The following is a 14,518-nucleotide window of genomic DNA, read 5'->3' as shown; positions in this document are numbered from 1 at the left end:
GTTGTTATTCCTCCATTTCACTTGTTAACAAATCTACGGATAATTCTGGTCTTACTGTATAGGGAGATGCCAAAGTATTTTTAGCATTTGTTAAGCCAGCATCAATACTTGTCGCAAAGGATTGTCCTGTCAACCAGCTATGTATGACTGCGCTGACAAAGGCATCTCCTGCTCCTGTAACATCTTCAATTTTTTCTATCACTTTGGCAGCAAAATGACTTGGAGCAATGGTAGTAGATGCTGCATATACACCCTTGCTGCCTGCTGTAATAATGACATGTTCGGCACCTAGCTGCAGGAGCTGTTGTAAAGCTTTTTCATAATGGGTAGCGTTTTCAATTTTATGTCCAACAATTGTTTCCGCTTCATCCGTGTTACAAATAAACCATGTTACTCCTTGTAATGTTTCAGGTAGTCGATTCATTTTCGGTGAAGATACCGGCACAATGACAAGTGGGATATTACGAGCAACGGCTACTTGTTGGATATAGGCTACTGTTTCTTTTGGACAATTTAAATCCAGAATAAAGCAGCCTGCGTTGACTAACATTGTTTCATGCTTTTTCAATAAGCTAGGTAATAGTAGATCATACACTTCCATATTGGCTACAGCTAATGCTAGCTCCCCTTGCTCATCCATAATGGCTGTATAAGAACCCGTTGAAGCCTCTGCTAGCTGCTCCACATAACGTAGGTTCATAAAGGATTCCGAAGCTTCTTGGATGACTTGCCAATCCGCATCTTTCCCAGCCGTTGTCAGCAATGTCACTTGATGGTTTAATCTGCCTAAATTTTCAGCAATGTTTCTACCAACACCACCAACACTAAAAGAAGAGCTAGCAGGGTTAGATGTCCCAAATTGAACATTGCCTTTCACGTGGAATTTTCGGTCTAAATTGGCTCCCCCGATGCAAATAATTTCATTTTCTTCGGGTAAAATATATGCACGACCTACAATTTTTCCTTGCTTTGTTAAACTAGACACTAAATTAGCAAGCACTGGACGTGAAAGATTCATTGCATCTGCCATCTCTTGCTGAGACATAAACGGATTTTGGCGAATTAAAGCAAGCACCGCCTGTTCTCTTTCATTCATAGCATCACCTTTTATTATATTTGTTTACATTATAAACTTTTGTTTGGTTCATGTCAAAGGATTTTAAAAAAAGTTGAACCCGTTATTTGAGGTTCAACTTTTTTCTTTTATTATACATGCTGTGGTGTTTGTTTTTTGACAATGATTACGAACAGGCTAGCCATGGCACAGAATATACCCGCAAGGAAAAAAGCCCATGTATAGGAATTAAAAAATTGATAGATCAATCCACCACCATATGCAGCAACAGCAGCTCCTGCTTGATGTGAGGCAAATATCCATCCGTAAATAATACTACTTTTTTGCATACCAAAAATTTGTCGTGTAATACTGATCGTTGGTGGTACTGTGGCAATCCAATCGAGTCCATAAAAGATAGTGAATATCGTCAGTAAAATAACAGAACCTTGTGATAATGCATAAGGGAGTAATAATAAAGAAGCTCCCCGTAACAAGTAATACCAAAATAACAGCCAACGATTATCGAAGCGATCTGATAGCCAGCCTGAGGCAGTCGTCCCTAGTAAGTTAAACACACCCATAAATGATAAGAGTGATGCAGCGGTGACTAAAGGAACGCCAAAACTAATACAATACGAAACAAAATGAGTCCCGATCAAGCCGCTCGTTGAAAGTCCACATATAAAGAAGCTTCCTGCTAATAGCCAAAAGGCTTTAATCTTAACCGCCTCTAGTAAACCGTTAAACGCAATATGAATCGGATTTTTCTTCTGCTGCACTGTCTGTTCTTCAATAAACTCCTCTTGTCCATATGGGTTTAGCCCCACATCCTGAGGCTTATTTTTAATAAAAATAGCAATCAAGGTGAACATCAACGTACTTAGAAGAAGAATTAACCCCATTGCCCAGCGCCAAGAATAATGTTCAATGATCATGGCTAGCACTGGTAGTAGAATTAATTGTCCTGTAGCTGTACTAGCCGTTAATATACCAATTGCTAACCCCCTGCGTTTGACAAACCAATGATTAGCTACATAGGGACTAAGGACCGTTAAAAAAAGGCTTGCACCAAGGCCGATGATGCCACCCCAAATCACAATTAACTGCCATGATTGATTCATCAAAAATGTCAAAGTGATCCCTACAATTAACGTAGCCATCGCGCTTAGCATCATTTTCTTTAAGCCAATAACTTCAAGCAATGCCGCCATAAATGGCCCTGATATACCATATAAAAATAGACTTATGGCGAAGGCTAGGGCAATAGTTGACCGCTCCCATTGAAATTCCTTTTCAAGAGGATTTATAAAAACGCCAGAGGATGACAATGTAATACCTGCCACAATAATCGAGAAAAATGTGACAACTAAAATAAACCAGCTATAATGAACACGCTTCATCCAAACACCTACTTTTCATATGAGTGGCACTAAAAACATGTATATACATGTTTTATGGTAGTAAAAAAAATAACATTCTCTAATGGGATAGGTGAAAAAGGCTTTCCATTCTATGCTACTTACTTGCCGCTTCAGCCCGCTAGTTGGAAAGCTAAAGAAAACCCTTGTGAACTAGCGTTAGACATAAGGTACATCGTAGGCTCCCTGAAAAGGACGCAGCCCCCTTGCCATAGGTTCTTTTTCATGTCCTACCAATTATATGTATATACATGTACAATGATAATAACTGCCGCTCATATAGCTGTCAAGAAGTAATTTCCACCTCTAAGGTGTATACTTACAATTAGTAGAATCCCTTAAAAGGAGTACTGACCATGAAGAACCAACTAAAAAACATTGATTATACGCAAATATGTGTTTGTGCGAACCTTCGAAAAAAAACGAGGGCTGTCACGCAATTATATGATAAGCTGCTACAGCCTACTGGATTAAAGGTAACACAATATTCAATGCTTGCACACATTGACCTTCAGCAAGCTGTCTCGATTAGCCGTCTAGGTGAAATTTTACAACTCGATCAAACTACGGTGACACGTAACATAAATCTCTTAAAGCAACATGGCTATGTGGAATTAAAGCGAGACACAAACGATGCCCGTACGAAACAGATTACACTTACTGAAAAAGGGTTAGAAAAGTTGCATGAAGCTGCTCCCATTTGGCAAGCAATTCAAGATAGAATTATTGAGGATATCGGGATTGAAAAATATGCAGATTTCTACGATACGTTGCGAACAATGCAAAAAATCATCCAATCCTATGAGGAAGAATAAAAAAAAGCGCCCTTTGTTTTTAGGGCGCTTTCTTCTTGCTCTTAGTATTGAATAAGTGTTTTAATATTTAAATCGCCAAGTTTAGCACGACCATTTAATTCTAAAAGTTCGATTAAAAATGCACAACCTACTACCTGACCACCTAATTGTTCTACTAAGCGAACTGTTGCTTCCACAGTACCACCAGTTGCTAGTAAGTCATCACAGATTAAAACTTTTTGACCCGGCTTAATCGCATCATGATGCATTGTTAATGTATCTTTGCCATATTCAAGACCATAGTCAGCACTAATGACCTCACGCGGTAATTTACCAGGTTTACGAACAGGGGCAAAGCCGATTTCAAGTGCATAGGCAACTGGGCAACCGATAATAAAACCACGAGCCTCAGGACCTACTACAATTTCAGCTCCTACTTCTTTGGCGTATTCTACAATTTGATCTGTTGCATATTTGTATGCAGCTCCATTGTCCATAATTGTCGTAATATCTCTGAAGATAATGCCCTCTTTCGGCCAGTTTTCAACCGTAGTGACGTATTGCTTTAAATCCATGTTATTGCTCCTCCTACGAAACATTTTTCGTCTAGTCATGTATTCGTTCATCAAACCATTGTTTTAATTCTATATAAGGAGCGTAGACAAGCTTTTGCTCCATTTCAATCTGTTCTGAACGTTGTTTGTAAGACGGTGCCTCTGTTAGTGCCTGTTTTGGGGCATTCACGTTGACAGTCGTCAGTCCACTCTCCATTTTAACAAAACCAAGCTCAAAAAACACCTGTGTCATAAATTTTAATGCATCTAATGGCCATCCTGTATGCTTCGCTAAATCAGCTATGTGCATATCAAGCGGAAATGCTGGTCGATTTTTCAGGAATTTATAAAACCAAGCAAATTGCTCTCGTGTAGGTAAACCACTGAAATATTGTGAATCTGGCATATAAAAGTGCGCATAAATTCGTGAAGGCTTCGTTTTCTGTAATACTTCTTCTAATCTTTGAACATTTTGTGGCAAATCTAAAAGCACAATATAATCACTTTGATCAACATTTGAAAGTGTAGGGTCCACTACTGTAATAGGTACACCAATCAATGACTGATAATAGGTCATCGTTTCAGGACGAAAGGCTATAAACATCGCCTCATCCTTCGGCACTGTATTAAGCCAACGAGCTGTTTGACGGATTCCACGGATATCAAATAGCTGCCATTCTGTTGTTTGGACATCTTCAATCATAAATTGAGCTTTTTTTCGCCCTTGCCATTCGTTAATTTGTAAATCACCTATAAAGGAAACTTTGATGCCATACGTTAGCTCATCATGTAAATGACCTTTATTAAAACCGACACTATCTAATTTGTCATAGCCATTCGTTAATTCCATTTTAATATGATTTTCTGCTGCACCAATTTTACGCATGGATGAAATTTCTACATCCTCCAGTACATAAATAGGCTTTGGAAAATCAGTTCCAAATGGGCCAAGTGCTGAAATTTCTTCGATAGCATCTGCTGAAATTTCATCAATACTTAGTGGTATATCAATATGGACAATAGGGGTTAAGTGCTCCTCTGTTAAACAGGCCCTTGCTTGAGCATCTAAACGTCTACGTAGTTCATCAACATGCTCTAACGATAAGGTCATTCCTGCTGCCATGGGATGTCCACCAAAGTGAGGCAAAATATCCCGATTTTTTGCTAGTTCGTTATATAAATGGAAGCCTTCAATGCTTCGGGCGGAACCTTTAGCTATCCCTTTATCAGGATCGAGTGAAAGGACAATGGTTGGACGGTAATATAACTCCACAAGACGAGAAGCAACGATGCCCACAACCCCTGCATTCCAGCCTTCCCCTGCCACAACAAGAACTAAGGAATTGCCAATCGTTTCATCGGCTTCGATAAGGGCGATAGCTTCATCTGTAATGCTTTTCACAATATCTTTTCGTTCTGTATTGCAAGCATTTAACTGTCTTGCCAGTGCAGCTGCCTTGGCATTGTCCTCAGCCATTAATAACTCGACTCCTGGAGCTGCTTCTCCGAGTCGACCAACAGCATTTAATCGAGGGCCAAAATAAAAGCCAATCGTTTCTTCAGAAATTTTTGCCTGCTCTGTACTCGCTATGTCACACATTGCTTGTACCCACGGACTAAGGGAGCGACGCATTTCCTGAATACCCCGTTTGACCAGATAGCGATTTTCATCTACTAGCGGCACTAAATCTGCTACAGTGCCAATCGCAACAAATTCAATTAAGTGGATGGGTAGCTCTCCATATAGAGCATGTGCTAGCTTAAAGGCTACACCTACTCCAGCTAACTCTCCAAACGGATAATGCCCTTCTGGTAATCGCGGGTGAAGAATAATATCTGCTGGCGGTAGCTCCTCCCCAGGTTCATGGTGATCAGTCACAATAACATCCATGCCAAGCTCTTTCGCTACTCGGATAGGTTCAATTCCTGAGATCCCATTATCCACTGTAATGATTAATTGTACCCCTTCTTCATAGGCTTCTCGAAATAGAGCCTCATGTGGTCCATACCCATGGATAAAACGATTTGGGATTTTAAAAGATACATCGGCACCGAGATCCAATAACACATTTAGCATGACAGTCGTGCTTGTCACACCATCCGCATCGTAATCGCCATAGACTAATATTTTCTCACCATTTTCTAGTGCTTGCTCAATTCGCGCCACCGCTTCAGCCATGCCATGCATGAGAAATGGATCATGAATATTTGCTTCGGTCATATTTAATAAGCTTTCTGCGTCAGCGGTTGTTTCACAGCCACGTGCTGCTAAAATTTTTGCTGCAATCGCAGAAAGTTGTAAGTCATTTTGTAATGTTTGGACAAGTGTGGCATCTGGACGCTCCACCTGCCATCTTTTTTTCGATAGGATCATCTTCTCACTTCCTTACGAAAGCTATTATACCGAAATTCGATTGGTTACGCACTATCCATTAGATTGATAGTTTTACCATCCATTTGAGATGTAGATCCATCACTTTTCCTTAACTATGCTTCAAATTAAATATTCACTCCCAAGCAAAAAGCCTACTCTTTTAAAGAGTAGACTTCGCTAGTATACCTTTAGAAGCAGCTATTAATGCTTCCACTGTTGCTATATCTCCTTCATGCAGGGCCGTTACAATGGCGCTCCCGACAATAACCCCATCCCCTAATGCCCCCATCTTTTTGACGTGCTCAGGTGTCGAAATACCAAAGCCCGCCAGTACTGGGATTGGACTTGCCTGACGTAGACCTGCAAAATGATGTTCTAAATTATTAGCAAAATGAGACCTTGCTCCCGTAATACCATTAACGGTTACTGCATAAACAAAGCCCTGACTAGCAGCTGCAATACGGGCAATTCGATCTGGAGGGCTAGTTAAAGAAACGAGTTGAATCACATCAATACGATGAGGGTTTAATGTTTCACGTAGCAGTGCACTTTCTTCTAATGGGACATCTGGTACAATTAACCCTTTTACTCCTGCTGCTACACAGTCTTTGGCAAAGGTCTCTAAGCCATAAGCTAACACTGGATTGAAATAAGTCATGACCACTAGAGGCACCGTTATCTCCTCTCTAAATGAAGCGAGCGTTTGCAACACTTTCCTTAATGTCACACCAGCTGCCAGTGCGCGTTCTCCTGCACGCTCAATCGCCGGTCCATCCGCTACAGGATCTGTAAAGGGAATACCTACTTCGATCGCTGTCACACCGAGCTGTTGAAAAGTTAAAATCGTCGGCTTGATTGTTTCTAGCCCCCCATCACCTGCCATCATATAGGGGATAAAAGCTTTATTTCCTGTAGCCTTTGCTTGTTCAATTGCTTGTTTTAGTGTCGTCATTTAGCATCCCCTCCTAGTACCGCTCGAACTGTGTGAACATCTTTATCTCCACGACCAGATAAGCATACAACTATAATAGAATCCTTCGGCATTGTCTTAGCAAGCTTTGCTGTATAAGCAATGGCGTGGGAACTTTCAAGTGCAGGAAGAATGCCCTCTGTTCGACTTAACAATTGCAAGCCCTCTAGTGCTTCATCATCTGTAATGGAGTCAAATTGAGCTCGGCCAATATCATGTAAATAACAATGTTCGGGCCCTTTCCCTGGATAATCCAATCCGGCTGAAATAGAATGTGCTTCTTGAACAAAGCCATTTTCATCCTGTAATAAATACATATAAGCACCATGTAACACCCCTAGCTGTCCACCGGCAATGGCCGCTGCATGCTTTCCAGTATCAAGACCACTCCCTGCCGCCTCAACACCATATAAGGCTACTGATTCATCATCAACGAATGGATGAAACATACCTATAGCATTACTGCCACCGCCAATACAAGCAACTACTGCATCTGGTAAACGTCCCTCTTTTTGCAAAATTTGCTTTCTCGTTTCAACGCCGATTACACGCTGGAAATCCCGAACAATTTTAGGAAATGGATGAGGGCCTAATGCAGAACCTAAAATATAATGCGTATCCTCAACATTTGTCACCCAATAGCGCAATGCTGCATTCACCGCATCCTTTAAAGTTTTAGAACCACTTTCCACCGACTCGACCTTCGTGCCAAGAAGCTCCATGCGAAACACATTTAGCTGTTGGCGTTTGATATCCTCTGCCCCCATAAAAACAACACATTCTAGATTTAGTAAGGCACAAGCAGTAGCAGTTGCCACCCCATGCTGTCCTGCACCTGTTTCGGCAACAATTTTCTTTTTACCCATACGTTTAGCAAGTAGCGCTTGCCCTATGGCATTGTTTATTTTATGAGCCCCTGTATGGTTTAAATCTTCACGCTTTAAATAGACCTTTGCGCCACCTAGCTCCTTCGTTAAATTTTCAGCATAATAGAGAGGGGTTTCTCGTCCAACATACTCCTGTAAATAATAGGTAAGCTCCTCTGTAAACGTTGCATCTTTTAATGCATCATCATAGGCGGTTTCTAATTCTACTAATGCGGTCATTAAAGTTTCTGGCACAAACTGACCACCAAATCGGCCGAAACGTCCTTCCTTTGTCGGTACACTATTTGCAATTGAAATCCCCATTAGATGATCCCCCTCTTTACTGTCTTTAAAAATTCCTGTATTTTTGCAGAATTCTTCATTCCATCTGTTTCCACACCACTCGAAACATCCACCATAAAAGGGGCTACCGTTGTGATGGCCTCTTCAATATTGTCCACGTTGAGACCACCAGCTAATAGTAATTTTTCTCGTGGGATACCTACCTCCTCCAGTAGGCTCCAGTCAAAAGTATGGCCACTGCCACCTTTAAAATCTGTCCCAGGTGCATCGAATAAATAATAATCTACCTGATAATCAGCTGCAGCTTGAATATCCTCTTTGCCTCGTACCGACAATGCCTTAATAGCTGGATAACCTTGTTCTTGAATAAATGCGGGCGTTTCTTCTCCATGATATTGCACATAGTCTAATGGCACACGTTCTACCGCTTCCTTTAGTTCAGCTGCAGACGGATTGACAAAGACACCAATTTTTAATACCCCTTGAGGTACTTCGTTCGCTAAAAGCTGAGCTTGCTCAATAGTTACGCGACGTTTGCTCGGTGCGAAAACAAAACCAATGGCATCTGCACCAGCCTGAATAGCTGTTATGACATGTTCTTGTTTTTGCAATCCACAGATTTTAACTTTTGTCATACAGAAGCCCCTCCTTTCGTACTTGAAAACATTGTAGTGCCTGCCCAGCATCTCCACTGCGCATTAATGCCTCCCCTACAAGAATTCCACTAGCCCCCATGGCTACAACTTGTTGTGCATCTTCCTGTGACCAAATACCGCTTTCACTTATTAATACACGGTTTTCATTAAATGGAAAAGCGTCAGCAATTTCTTGTGTACGTTGTAAACTGACCTCAAACGTGCGTAAATCTCGATTATTAACACCAATCAACTTTGCATCTACTGCAAGTGCACGGTCGAGCTCCTCTCTATCGTGCACTTCCACTAAAACCTCTAAGCCTAACCCCGTTGCGTAGCTATATAAATCTCGTAAGGATTCGTCTGTCAAAGCAGCTACAATTAATAAAATAATGGATGCTCCTGCTGCCTTCGCAAATCGAATCTGCACCCTATCAATCATGAAATCCTTACATAGTAGAGGGATATTCACAACACTAGCAACCGCTGCTAAATCGTCAAAAGAGCCTTTGAAAAATTCTTTATCGGTTAAGACAGAAATGGCTGCTGCTCCTGCTTGTGCATAGATTTGTCCTTGGGCAACTGGATTTGCCCCTTCTGCAATTAGCCCCTTGGAAGGAGAAGCACGTTTCATTTCAGCAATGACTTGTAACGTATTCGCCTGTCGTAGCGAATCAAATAACGATGGACGTGTCTTTTCTGTATAACTTGCTAGAGGATCAGGTTGCTCTAATAAAGCATCTACTTCTATCCTCTTTTGCTGTAGAATTTTGTTAAGTATATTCATAAACTTACCTCCACTTTTTTTATTTGCTCGCTAAAGGTAACTACCGCTTCCAATTTTTGAAGTGCTCGCCCACTAAAAATACTTTCCTTTGCCATGTCTACCCCTTCTTTAATCGTTTCTGCTTGACCATAGCCAAATAAGCCAATACCTGTATTGAATAACACAGTATCTAAATAGGCACTCTGCTCCCCAGCTAATAGTTTTCTCATGAGTACAGCATTTTCATCTGCATTGCCACCTCTGATTGCCTCTAACGGTGCAAATGGGAGACCAACATCTTCTGCTGTTAAGGAAAAAGGAATTAAATCCCCTTTATCTACTAAAACTAGCGTATTTTGACCCGCTAACGAAGCTTCATCTAAGCCTTGTGGTCCTGATACGACAATGGCTCGTTCACGCCCAAGCATTTGTAAAACAGAAGCATATTCCATTACAAAATTAGGTCGGTTAATTCCCGTGAACTGTGTTGACAATGGGACTGGATTTGTTAAAGGTCCAACAAGATTAAAGATTGTTGGTTTCCCTATTGAACGGCGAACCTCCCCAATCCGCTTTAATTTTGGATGAACATTTGGCGCATAGAGAAAGGCGATTCCTTCTTTCTCCAATAACTCAATAGTTTGCGGAATAGAAATAGCTGTATGAATACCTAATGCCTCCAATACATCGGAACTGCCCGAGGAAGATGATATTTTGCGGTTTCCATGCTTGGCTATTTTGACGCCTGCTCCAGCTAGTACAAAAGCGGAAGCTGTACTGATATTAAAAGTATGAAGTCCATCACCGCCAGTACCGCAATTATCCATATAGCCACTAGCTTGTATGGCTACCTCACGTGCAAAAGACCGCATAATTGTTGCTAATGCTGCTACCTCATGCGCCGTTTCTCCCTTTACTGATAAAGCTGTTAAAAAGCATGCCATTTGGTCTTTAGGTGTCTGATCATCAAATAACCATTGTGCCGCCTTCAGCATTTCCTCATACATTAAGTGTTCGCCTTGCAACACTTTTTGTTGTAATTGTTCCATTAATCTTGCCCTCCATTGTTCGTCAGTAACTGTAAAAATGCCTCTTGTTCCTCTTTCACTCGATCTAATACTTTCTGCACGTCTGTATATTTCGTCACGGTGATGGTCGTTTGCATATTCATGGATTCATGATCAACTACAATGGACTGTCCTGTTAAGGCAAAATCTAAATGTCCATTAAATCCAATAAAGCCTAGAGCTCCACCAAAATTGGACCTTCTTTTAATAGATCGTGCCATCTGTTCATTTGGAAATCCCACAGTTGAAAATGTTGGCAATGTTGCAGCTAATACGTCAAGCGCATGAAGCATAGGTAAAAGCTGCCCCTCCACTGTTGATGTCATATGCAATGCCTGTTTCGATTCCTCAATACGCATGGCATCAATAATTTGAACAGAGTCTCTGAAGCAAACAGACTGTAAATCTTGTTGAACTGTACGAACAAGAAGCGCATGTGATTTTCTAATGGCCGAATGATCGTATAATTTGCGCTCATTTTCTAGGTCTTCACTTTTTGTCTCCCCTCGTGGATATGTCCCCTCCATAGGTGTTGCAATTACTTTATCTCCTTTGACACGTATCAGACTTTCAGGGGAAGTTCCTAATACAACATAATCATCGAATTCTATATAATACATATAGGCTGCTGGCTTCATTTTACGTAGCTGTCGGTATAAGGTAAACGCATGCCCCTGAAAGTTTGCTACATATTGCTTGGGCAGTACAACCCGTGAGATATTATTAGTTAAACTTTCTTGTATTGTCTGTAAATCTTTTGCGAATTGTACATAGGACATCCTATCGAGTCCATGATACCGAGAAGTTGCTTCATCACTTACATGTCCGTTTAACAATTGTTGTGCCAATTCTTCCAAACTAGGTTGTTGTTTTTCCGCATCAATATTTGTATGAATTAATGTCACTTCATCGGTTAGATGATCAAACACAATAATTGTTTCATACACATGAAAATGGGCCTCAAGCATTTCTACTTGATTGTCGTTGAACACCTTTGTTCCACTATGACCTATAAAACCAACAGCCCCTCCAGAGAATGGAAATTGTGTCGTATTGGTAATGCGTGGCATTAGTCGTTTAAGTAGGACAAAGAGATTTCCTTTATGCACATATGTTTTTCCAGTTTCATGGGAAATCTCCTGAATTTCTTGGCCCATTCCTTTATAAGTCTTTCTTGGATTCGCTCCAATAAATGAAAATCTTCCTGCTCCCTCATGCTGGGAGGAGCTCTCCAGCAAAAATTTATGTGTACCCTGTAACCGTCTAAAAATCAAAATAGGTGTTAAAGAATCGCCATTAATGGTTTTCATTTTTGTCCTAGAACTCATTGTTTGCATAGCTATTAAACTCCTTTTAAAGATTCTTATTCTTTTTCACTGTTTAGTCGAATGCTGAATCAAATAAAAAAGCCCTCTGCAAAAAGGATTAATCCTAATTGCAGAGGACGATCATGACCGCGTTGCCACCTCATATTAGAGCATTTGCTCTCACCTTTGTGCTTTCCGCTCTGTTTTACATATGGAAAAGCACCCCTATAACGTGGGGAATCACGTTCGCTGTTTATTAGCGACTCTCATAAGTCCATTCACATAAGCTGTAAATCAGTTTACACCAACCACTGACTCTCTACATTACAGGACTTATGTTACTACTCTTATTCAACAATTTCTCAGCTATTCTCATCTAAACTCAGCTCATCTGTTCTTAGGCTGACCTCGCTCCCGAAGCCTTCTACCTGATCCGAACAAAAAGTTAGCCTTAATTCTATGCCAAAGCAATATAATTGTCAATAAATTCTGAAGAAAAAGTGGTGATACATGCTTTTTGAGTAGACCTTTATAGTGGGTATATTCTCCTTTTAAATACCCTTTAATAGGGAAGTTGATTTCCTACTATTGAATATTTTCTTAGTATTGACCATGTAAATATATCAAGTTATAGTAATTTCAGAACATTATTTTTTCCATATAATTAAAGAAAGTAGGAACGTATATGACCGTTCGCAAAAAACTAAATCTAGGCTTTATTTCTTTAACATGTTTACTTTTCATTTCAAGCATCCTATCATTTCTTCAATTTAAAACAACACAAAATGATTTAGAGGAAGTCTTGAATCATCGTATTGTTCAAATTCAATTAACCGAGAAAATACAGCAAGAACTTGCATCTCAAGGATTGTTTTTACGGTCTTATATTTTAAATAATAAGGATGAAACTGCTAAAGCCAACTTAGAGCGCTATGAAAAGCTATTACCTGAAACCGTAAAAGAACTATCTACCATTGTTCGCTCTGATTATACGAAAAACATTATGCAGCAAATCACAGAATTGCAAAATGAATTATTAGCAAATTCAGCAAAAGCACAGCAAGCGTTTAATAACGGTAAAACGAATTTGGCACTTACATACATAAATGTCGATGTTACAAAATACAATAAGGAAATTTTTAAGCTAACGAAAGACTTATTAGAATATCATGATCAACAGCTTCAAAAGGTTGATCGTGATGTTAATCAAACCGTTTCTAGCGCAATAATTATTGCCATTAGCCTCCTCATTGCTAGTGTAGTAATCGGTTTATATTTTATGTACTTTATTAAAAATAGCATTGTTATGCCACTTCGGAAGGTCATAGGTGCAGCAGATACATTAGCGCAAGGAGATTTAACGATTGCTGAGCTTAACCATCAAGCAAAGGATGAGATTGGCACACTAGCAAATGCAGTCAATTCATTAAAACAAAATCTCGCTGGATTGATGACAAACATTCAAGATAGTGCATCCCATCTATCAGCTGTCTCTGAAGAGCTTTCAGCTAGTACAGAGGAAGTGACGGCAACATCGGATGATATTGCCCAAAGAATTCAAGAAAACGCAACACATATTAATTCATCTGCTAGTGCTTCACAGGAAAGTGCGGTGGCTATGGATGAAACGGCCGCTGGTGTCCAACGCATTGCGGAAGCAACGCAAAGCCTCCATCAAAATGCAGAAAGTATGACGAAACTTGCCCATACAGGTGGAGCAACTATTTCAACAGCGAAAGACCAAATGGATAGGATTTCAGAGGCTACTACAGAGATTGCTCAATTAACTCAAAAATTAAGTAAGCAATCTGAAGAAATCGGTCAAATTACAACAGTCATCACAGCCATATCAGAACAAACCAATTTACTAGCACTCAATGCTGCTATTGAAGCTGCAAGAGCTGGTGAGCATGGTAAAGGGTTTGCAGTGGTAGCTGATGAAGTGCGTAAACTGGCTGAGGAATCGAATCAATCTGCCAATCAAATCGTTGCTATTACAAAAGAAATTCTGACAGATACACGCAATGTTGCAGCTGCGGTTGATAACGGCTTAGCATCTGTAAAGGATGGCGTAGTTAAAATTCATGAGGCTGGAGATGCATTTTACTCTATTACTTCAGCCGTTGCAGCCTTTACCGAGCAAATTGAAGAAATTTCTGCTACATCAGAAGAAATTTCAGCAAGTGCCGAGCAGGTCTCGGCGTCTGTCACGGAAATAGCCAATGTCTCGAATCTGTCAGCAAGCAATTCACAATTGATTGCAGAATCTGTAGACGAGCAGGTTGCAACAATGCAGCAAGTAAATGCTGTTGCGGAGGAATTAAGCCAAAATGCGCAACAGCTCCAAGAATTACTTCAACAATTTAAATTATAAACCCAATTTAACTATACACTCTTAAAATTTGGA

The 14,518-nt window shown here is 40.3% G+C and carries 12 protein-coding genes and 1 other annotated feature; of the genes, 2 read left to right on the top strand and 10 right to left on the bottom strand.

Annotated elements, in window-relative coordinates; genetic code table 11:
- Window positions 1-4 precede the first annotated feature (4 nt).
- Window positions 5-1,096, bottom strand: a complete 1,092-nt coding sequence (locus tag ABC382_RS23060; protein ID WP_312506748.1) for a carbohydrate kinase — start codon at window positions 1,094-1,096, stop codon at window positions 5-7.
- Between the two features lie 110 nt (window positions 1,097-1,206).
- Window positions 1,207-2,457 carry an MFS transporter gene (locus ABC382_RS23055; protein ID WP_322611623.1) on the bottom strand — a complete coding sequence of 417 codons (1,251 nt, stop codon included), beginning with the start codon at window positions 2,455-2,457 and terminating at the stop codon, window positions 1,207-1,209.
- A gap of 374 nt (window positions 2,458-2,831) precedes the next feature.
- On the opposite strand from ABC382_RS23055, the gene ABC382_RS23050 reads away from it, so the two are divergent.
- Window positions 2,832-3,290: a MarR family winged helix-turn-helix transcriptional regulator gene (locus ABC382_RS23050; protein ID WP_274793906.1), complete on the top strand. Its 459-nt coding sequence runs from the start codon at window positions 2,832-2,834 to the stop codon at window positions 3,288-3,290.
- A 41-nt stretch (window positions 3,291-3,331) separates the two neighbouring features.
- Here ABC382_RS23050 and ABC382_RS23045 read toward each other — a convergent pair whose 3' ends face one another.
- The 8 genes from ABC382_RS23045 to ABC382_RS23010 form a co-directional block, all read right to left on the bottom strand.
- The gene (locus ABC382_RS23045) at window positions 3,332-3,844 is read right to left on the bottom strand and encodes an adenine phosphoribosyltransferase (protein WP_274793907.1); all 513 of its coding nucleotides are present in this window, start codon (window positions 3,842-3,844) and stop codon (window positions 3,332-3,334) included.
- Between the two features lie 31 nt (window positions 3,845-3,875).
- Window positions 3,876-6,197: a single-stranded-DNA-specific exonuclease RecJ gene (gene recJ / locus ABC382_RS23040; protein WP_322611624.1), complete on the bottom strand. Its 2,322-nt coding sequence runs from the start codon at window positions 6,195-6,197 to the stop codon at window positions 3,876-3,878.
- A gap of 160 nt (window positions 6,198-6,357) precedes the next feature.
- Entirely contained in the window at window positions 6,358-7,149 is a 792-nt protein-coding gene (trpA, locus tag ABC382_RS23035; protein WP_322611625.1) for a tryptophan synthase subunit alpha, read from the bottom strand.
- A complete protein-coding gene (gene trpB, locus ABC382_RS23030; RefSeq protein WP_322611626.1) occupies window positions 7,146-8,357 on the bottom strand; it encodes a tryptophan synthase subunit beta in 1,212 nt (403 codons plus the stop codon). Before trpB ends, trpA begins: the two co-directional genes overlap by 4 nt.
- Window positions 8,357-8,971: a phosphoribosylanthranilate isomerase gene (locus tag ABC382_RS23025; protein WP_322611627.1), complete on the bottom strand. Its 615-nt coding sequence runs from the start codon at window positions 8,969-8,971 to the stop codon at window positions 8,357-8,359. Before ABC382_RS23025 ends, trpB begins: the two co-directional genes overlap by 1 nt.
- Complete coding sequence (gene trpC / locus ABC382_RS23020) at window positions 8,958-9,758, bottom strand: indole-3-glycerol phosphate synthase TrpC (RefSeq protein WP_312506754.1); 801 nt, start codon at window positions 9,756-9,758, stop codon at window positions 8,958-8,960. The genes ABC382_RS23025 and trpC overlap by 14 nt, the downstream gene beginning before the upstream one ends.
- Window positions 9,755-10,786: an anthranilate phosphoribosyltransferase gene (gene trpD, locus ABC382_RS23015; RefSeq protein WP_322611628.1), complete on the bottom strand. Its 1,032-nt coding sequence runs from the start codon at window positions 10,784-10,786 to the stop codon at window positions 9,755-9,757. The genes trpC and trpD overlap by 4 nt, the downstream gene beginning before the upstream one ends.
- Window positions 10,786-12,141 carry a chorismate-binding protein gene (locus tag ABC382_RS23010; RefSeq protein ID WP_322611629.1) on the bottom strand — a complete coding sequence of 452 codons (1,356 nt, stop codon included), beginning with the start codon at window positions 12,139-12,141 and terminating at the stop codon, window positions 10,786-10,788. Before ABC382_RS23010 ends, trpD begins: the two co-directional genes overlap by 1 nt.
- A gap of 100 nt (window positions 12,142-12,241) precedes the next feature.
- Window positions 12,242-12,475: a binding site (T-box leader), on the bottom strand.
- Window positions 12,476-12,796: 321 nt separating this feature from the next.
- Between ABC382_RS23010 and ABC382_RS23005 the strand changes: the two genes are divergently transcribed.
- Entirely contained in the window at window positions 12,797-14,485 is a 1,689-nt protein-coding gene (locus ABC382_RS23005) for a methyl-accepting chemotaxis protein (protein ID WP_322611630.1), read from the top strand.
- Window positions 14,486-14,518 lie beyond the last annotated feature (33 nt).

The sequence above is a fragment of the Lysinibacillus phoenicis genome (assembly GCF_047238325.1).
In the GTDB taxonomy this organism is placed as follows: domain Bacteria; phylum Bacillota; class Bacilli; order Bacillales_A; family Planococcaceae; genus Lysinibacillus; species Lysinibacillus irui.
The sequence above is the reverse complement of the archived record's forward strand: the minus strand, read 5'-3'. Positions and strand labels throughout refer to the sequence as shown.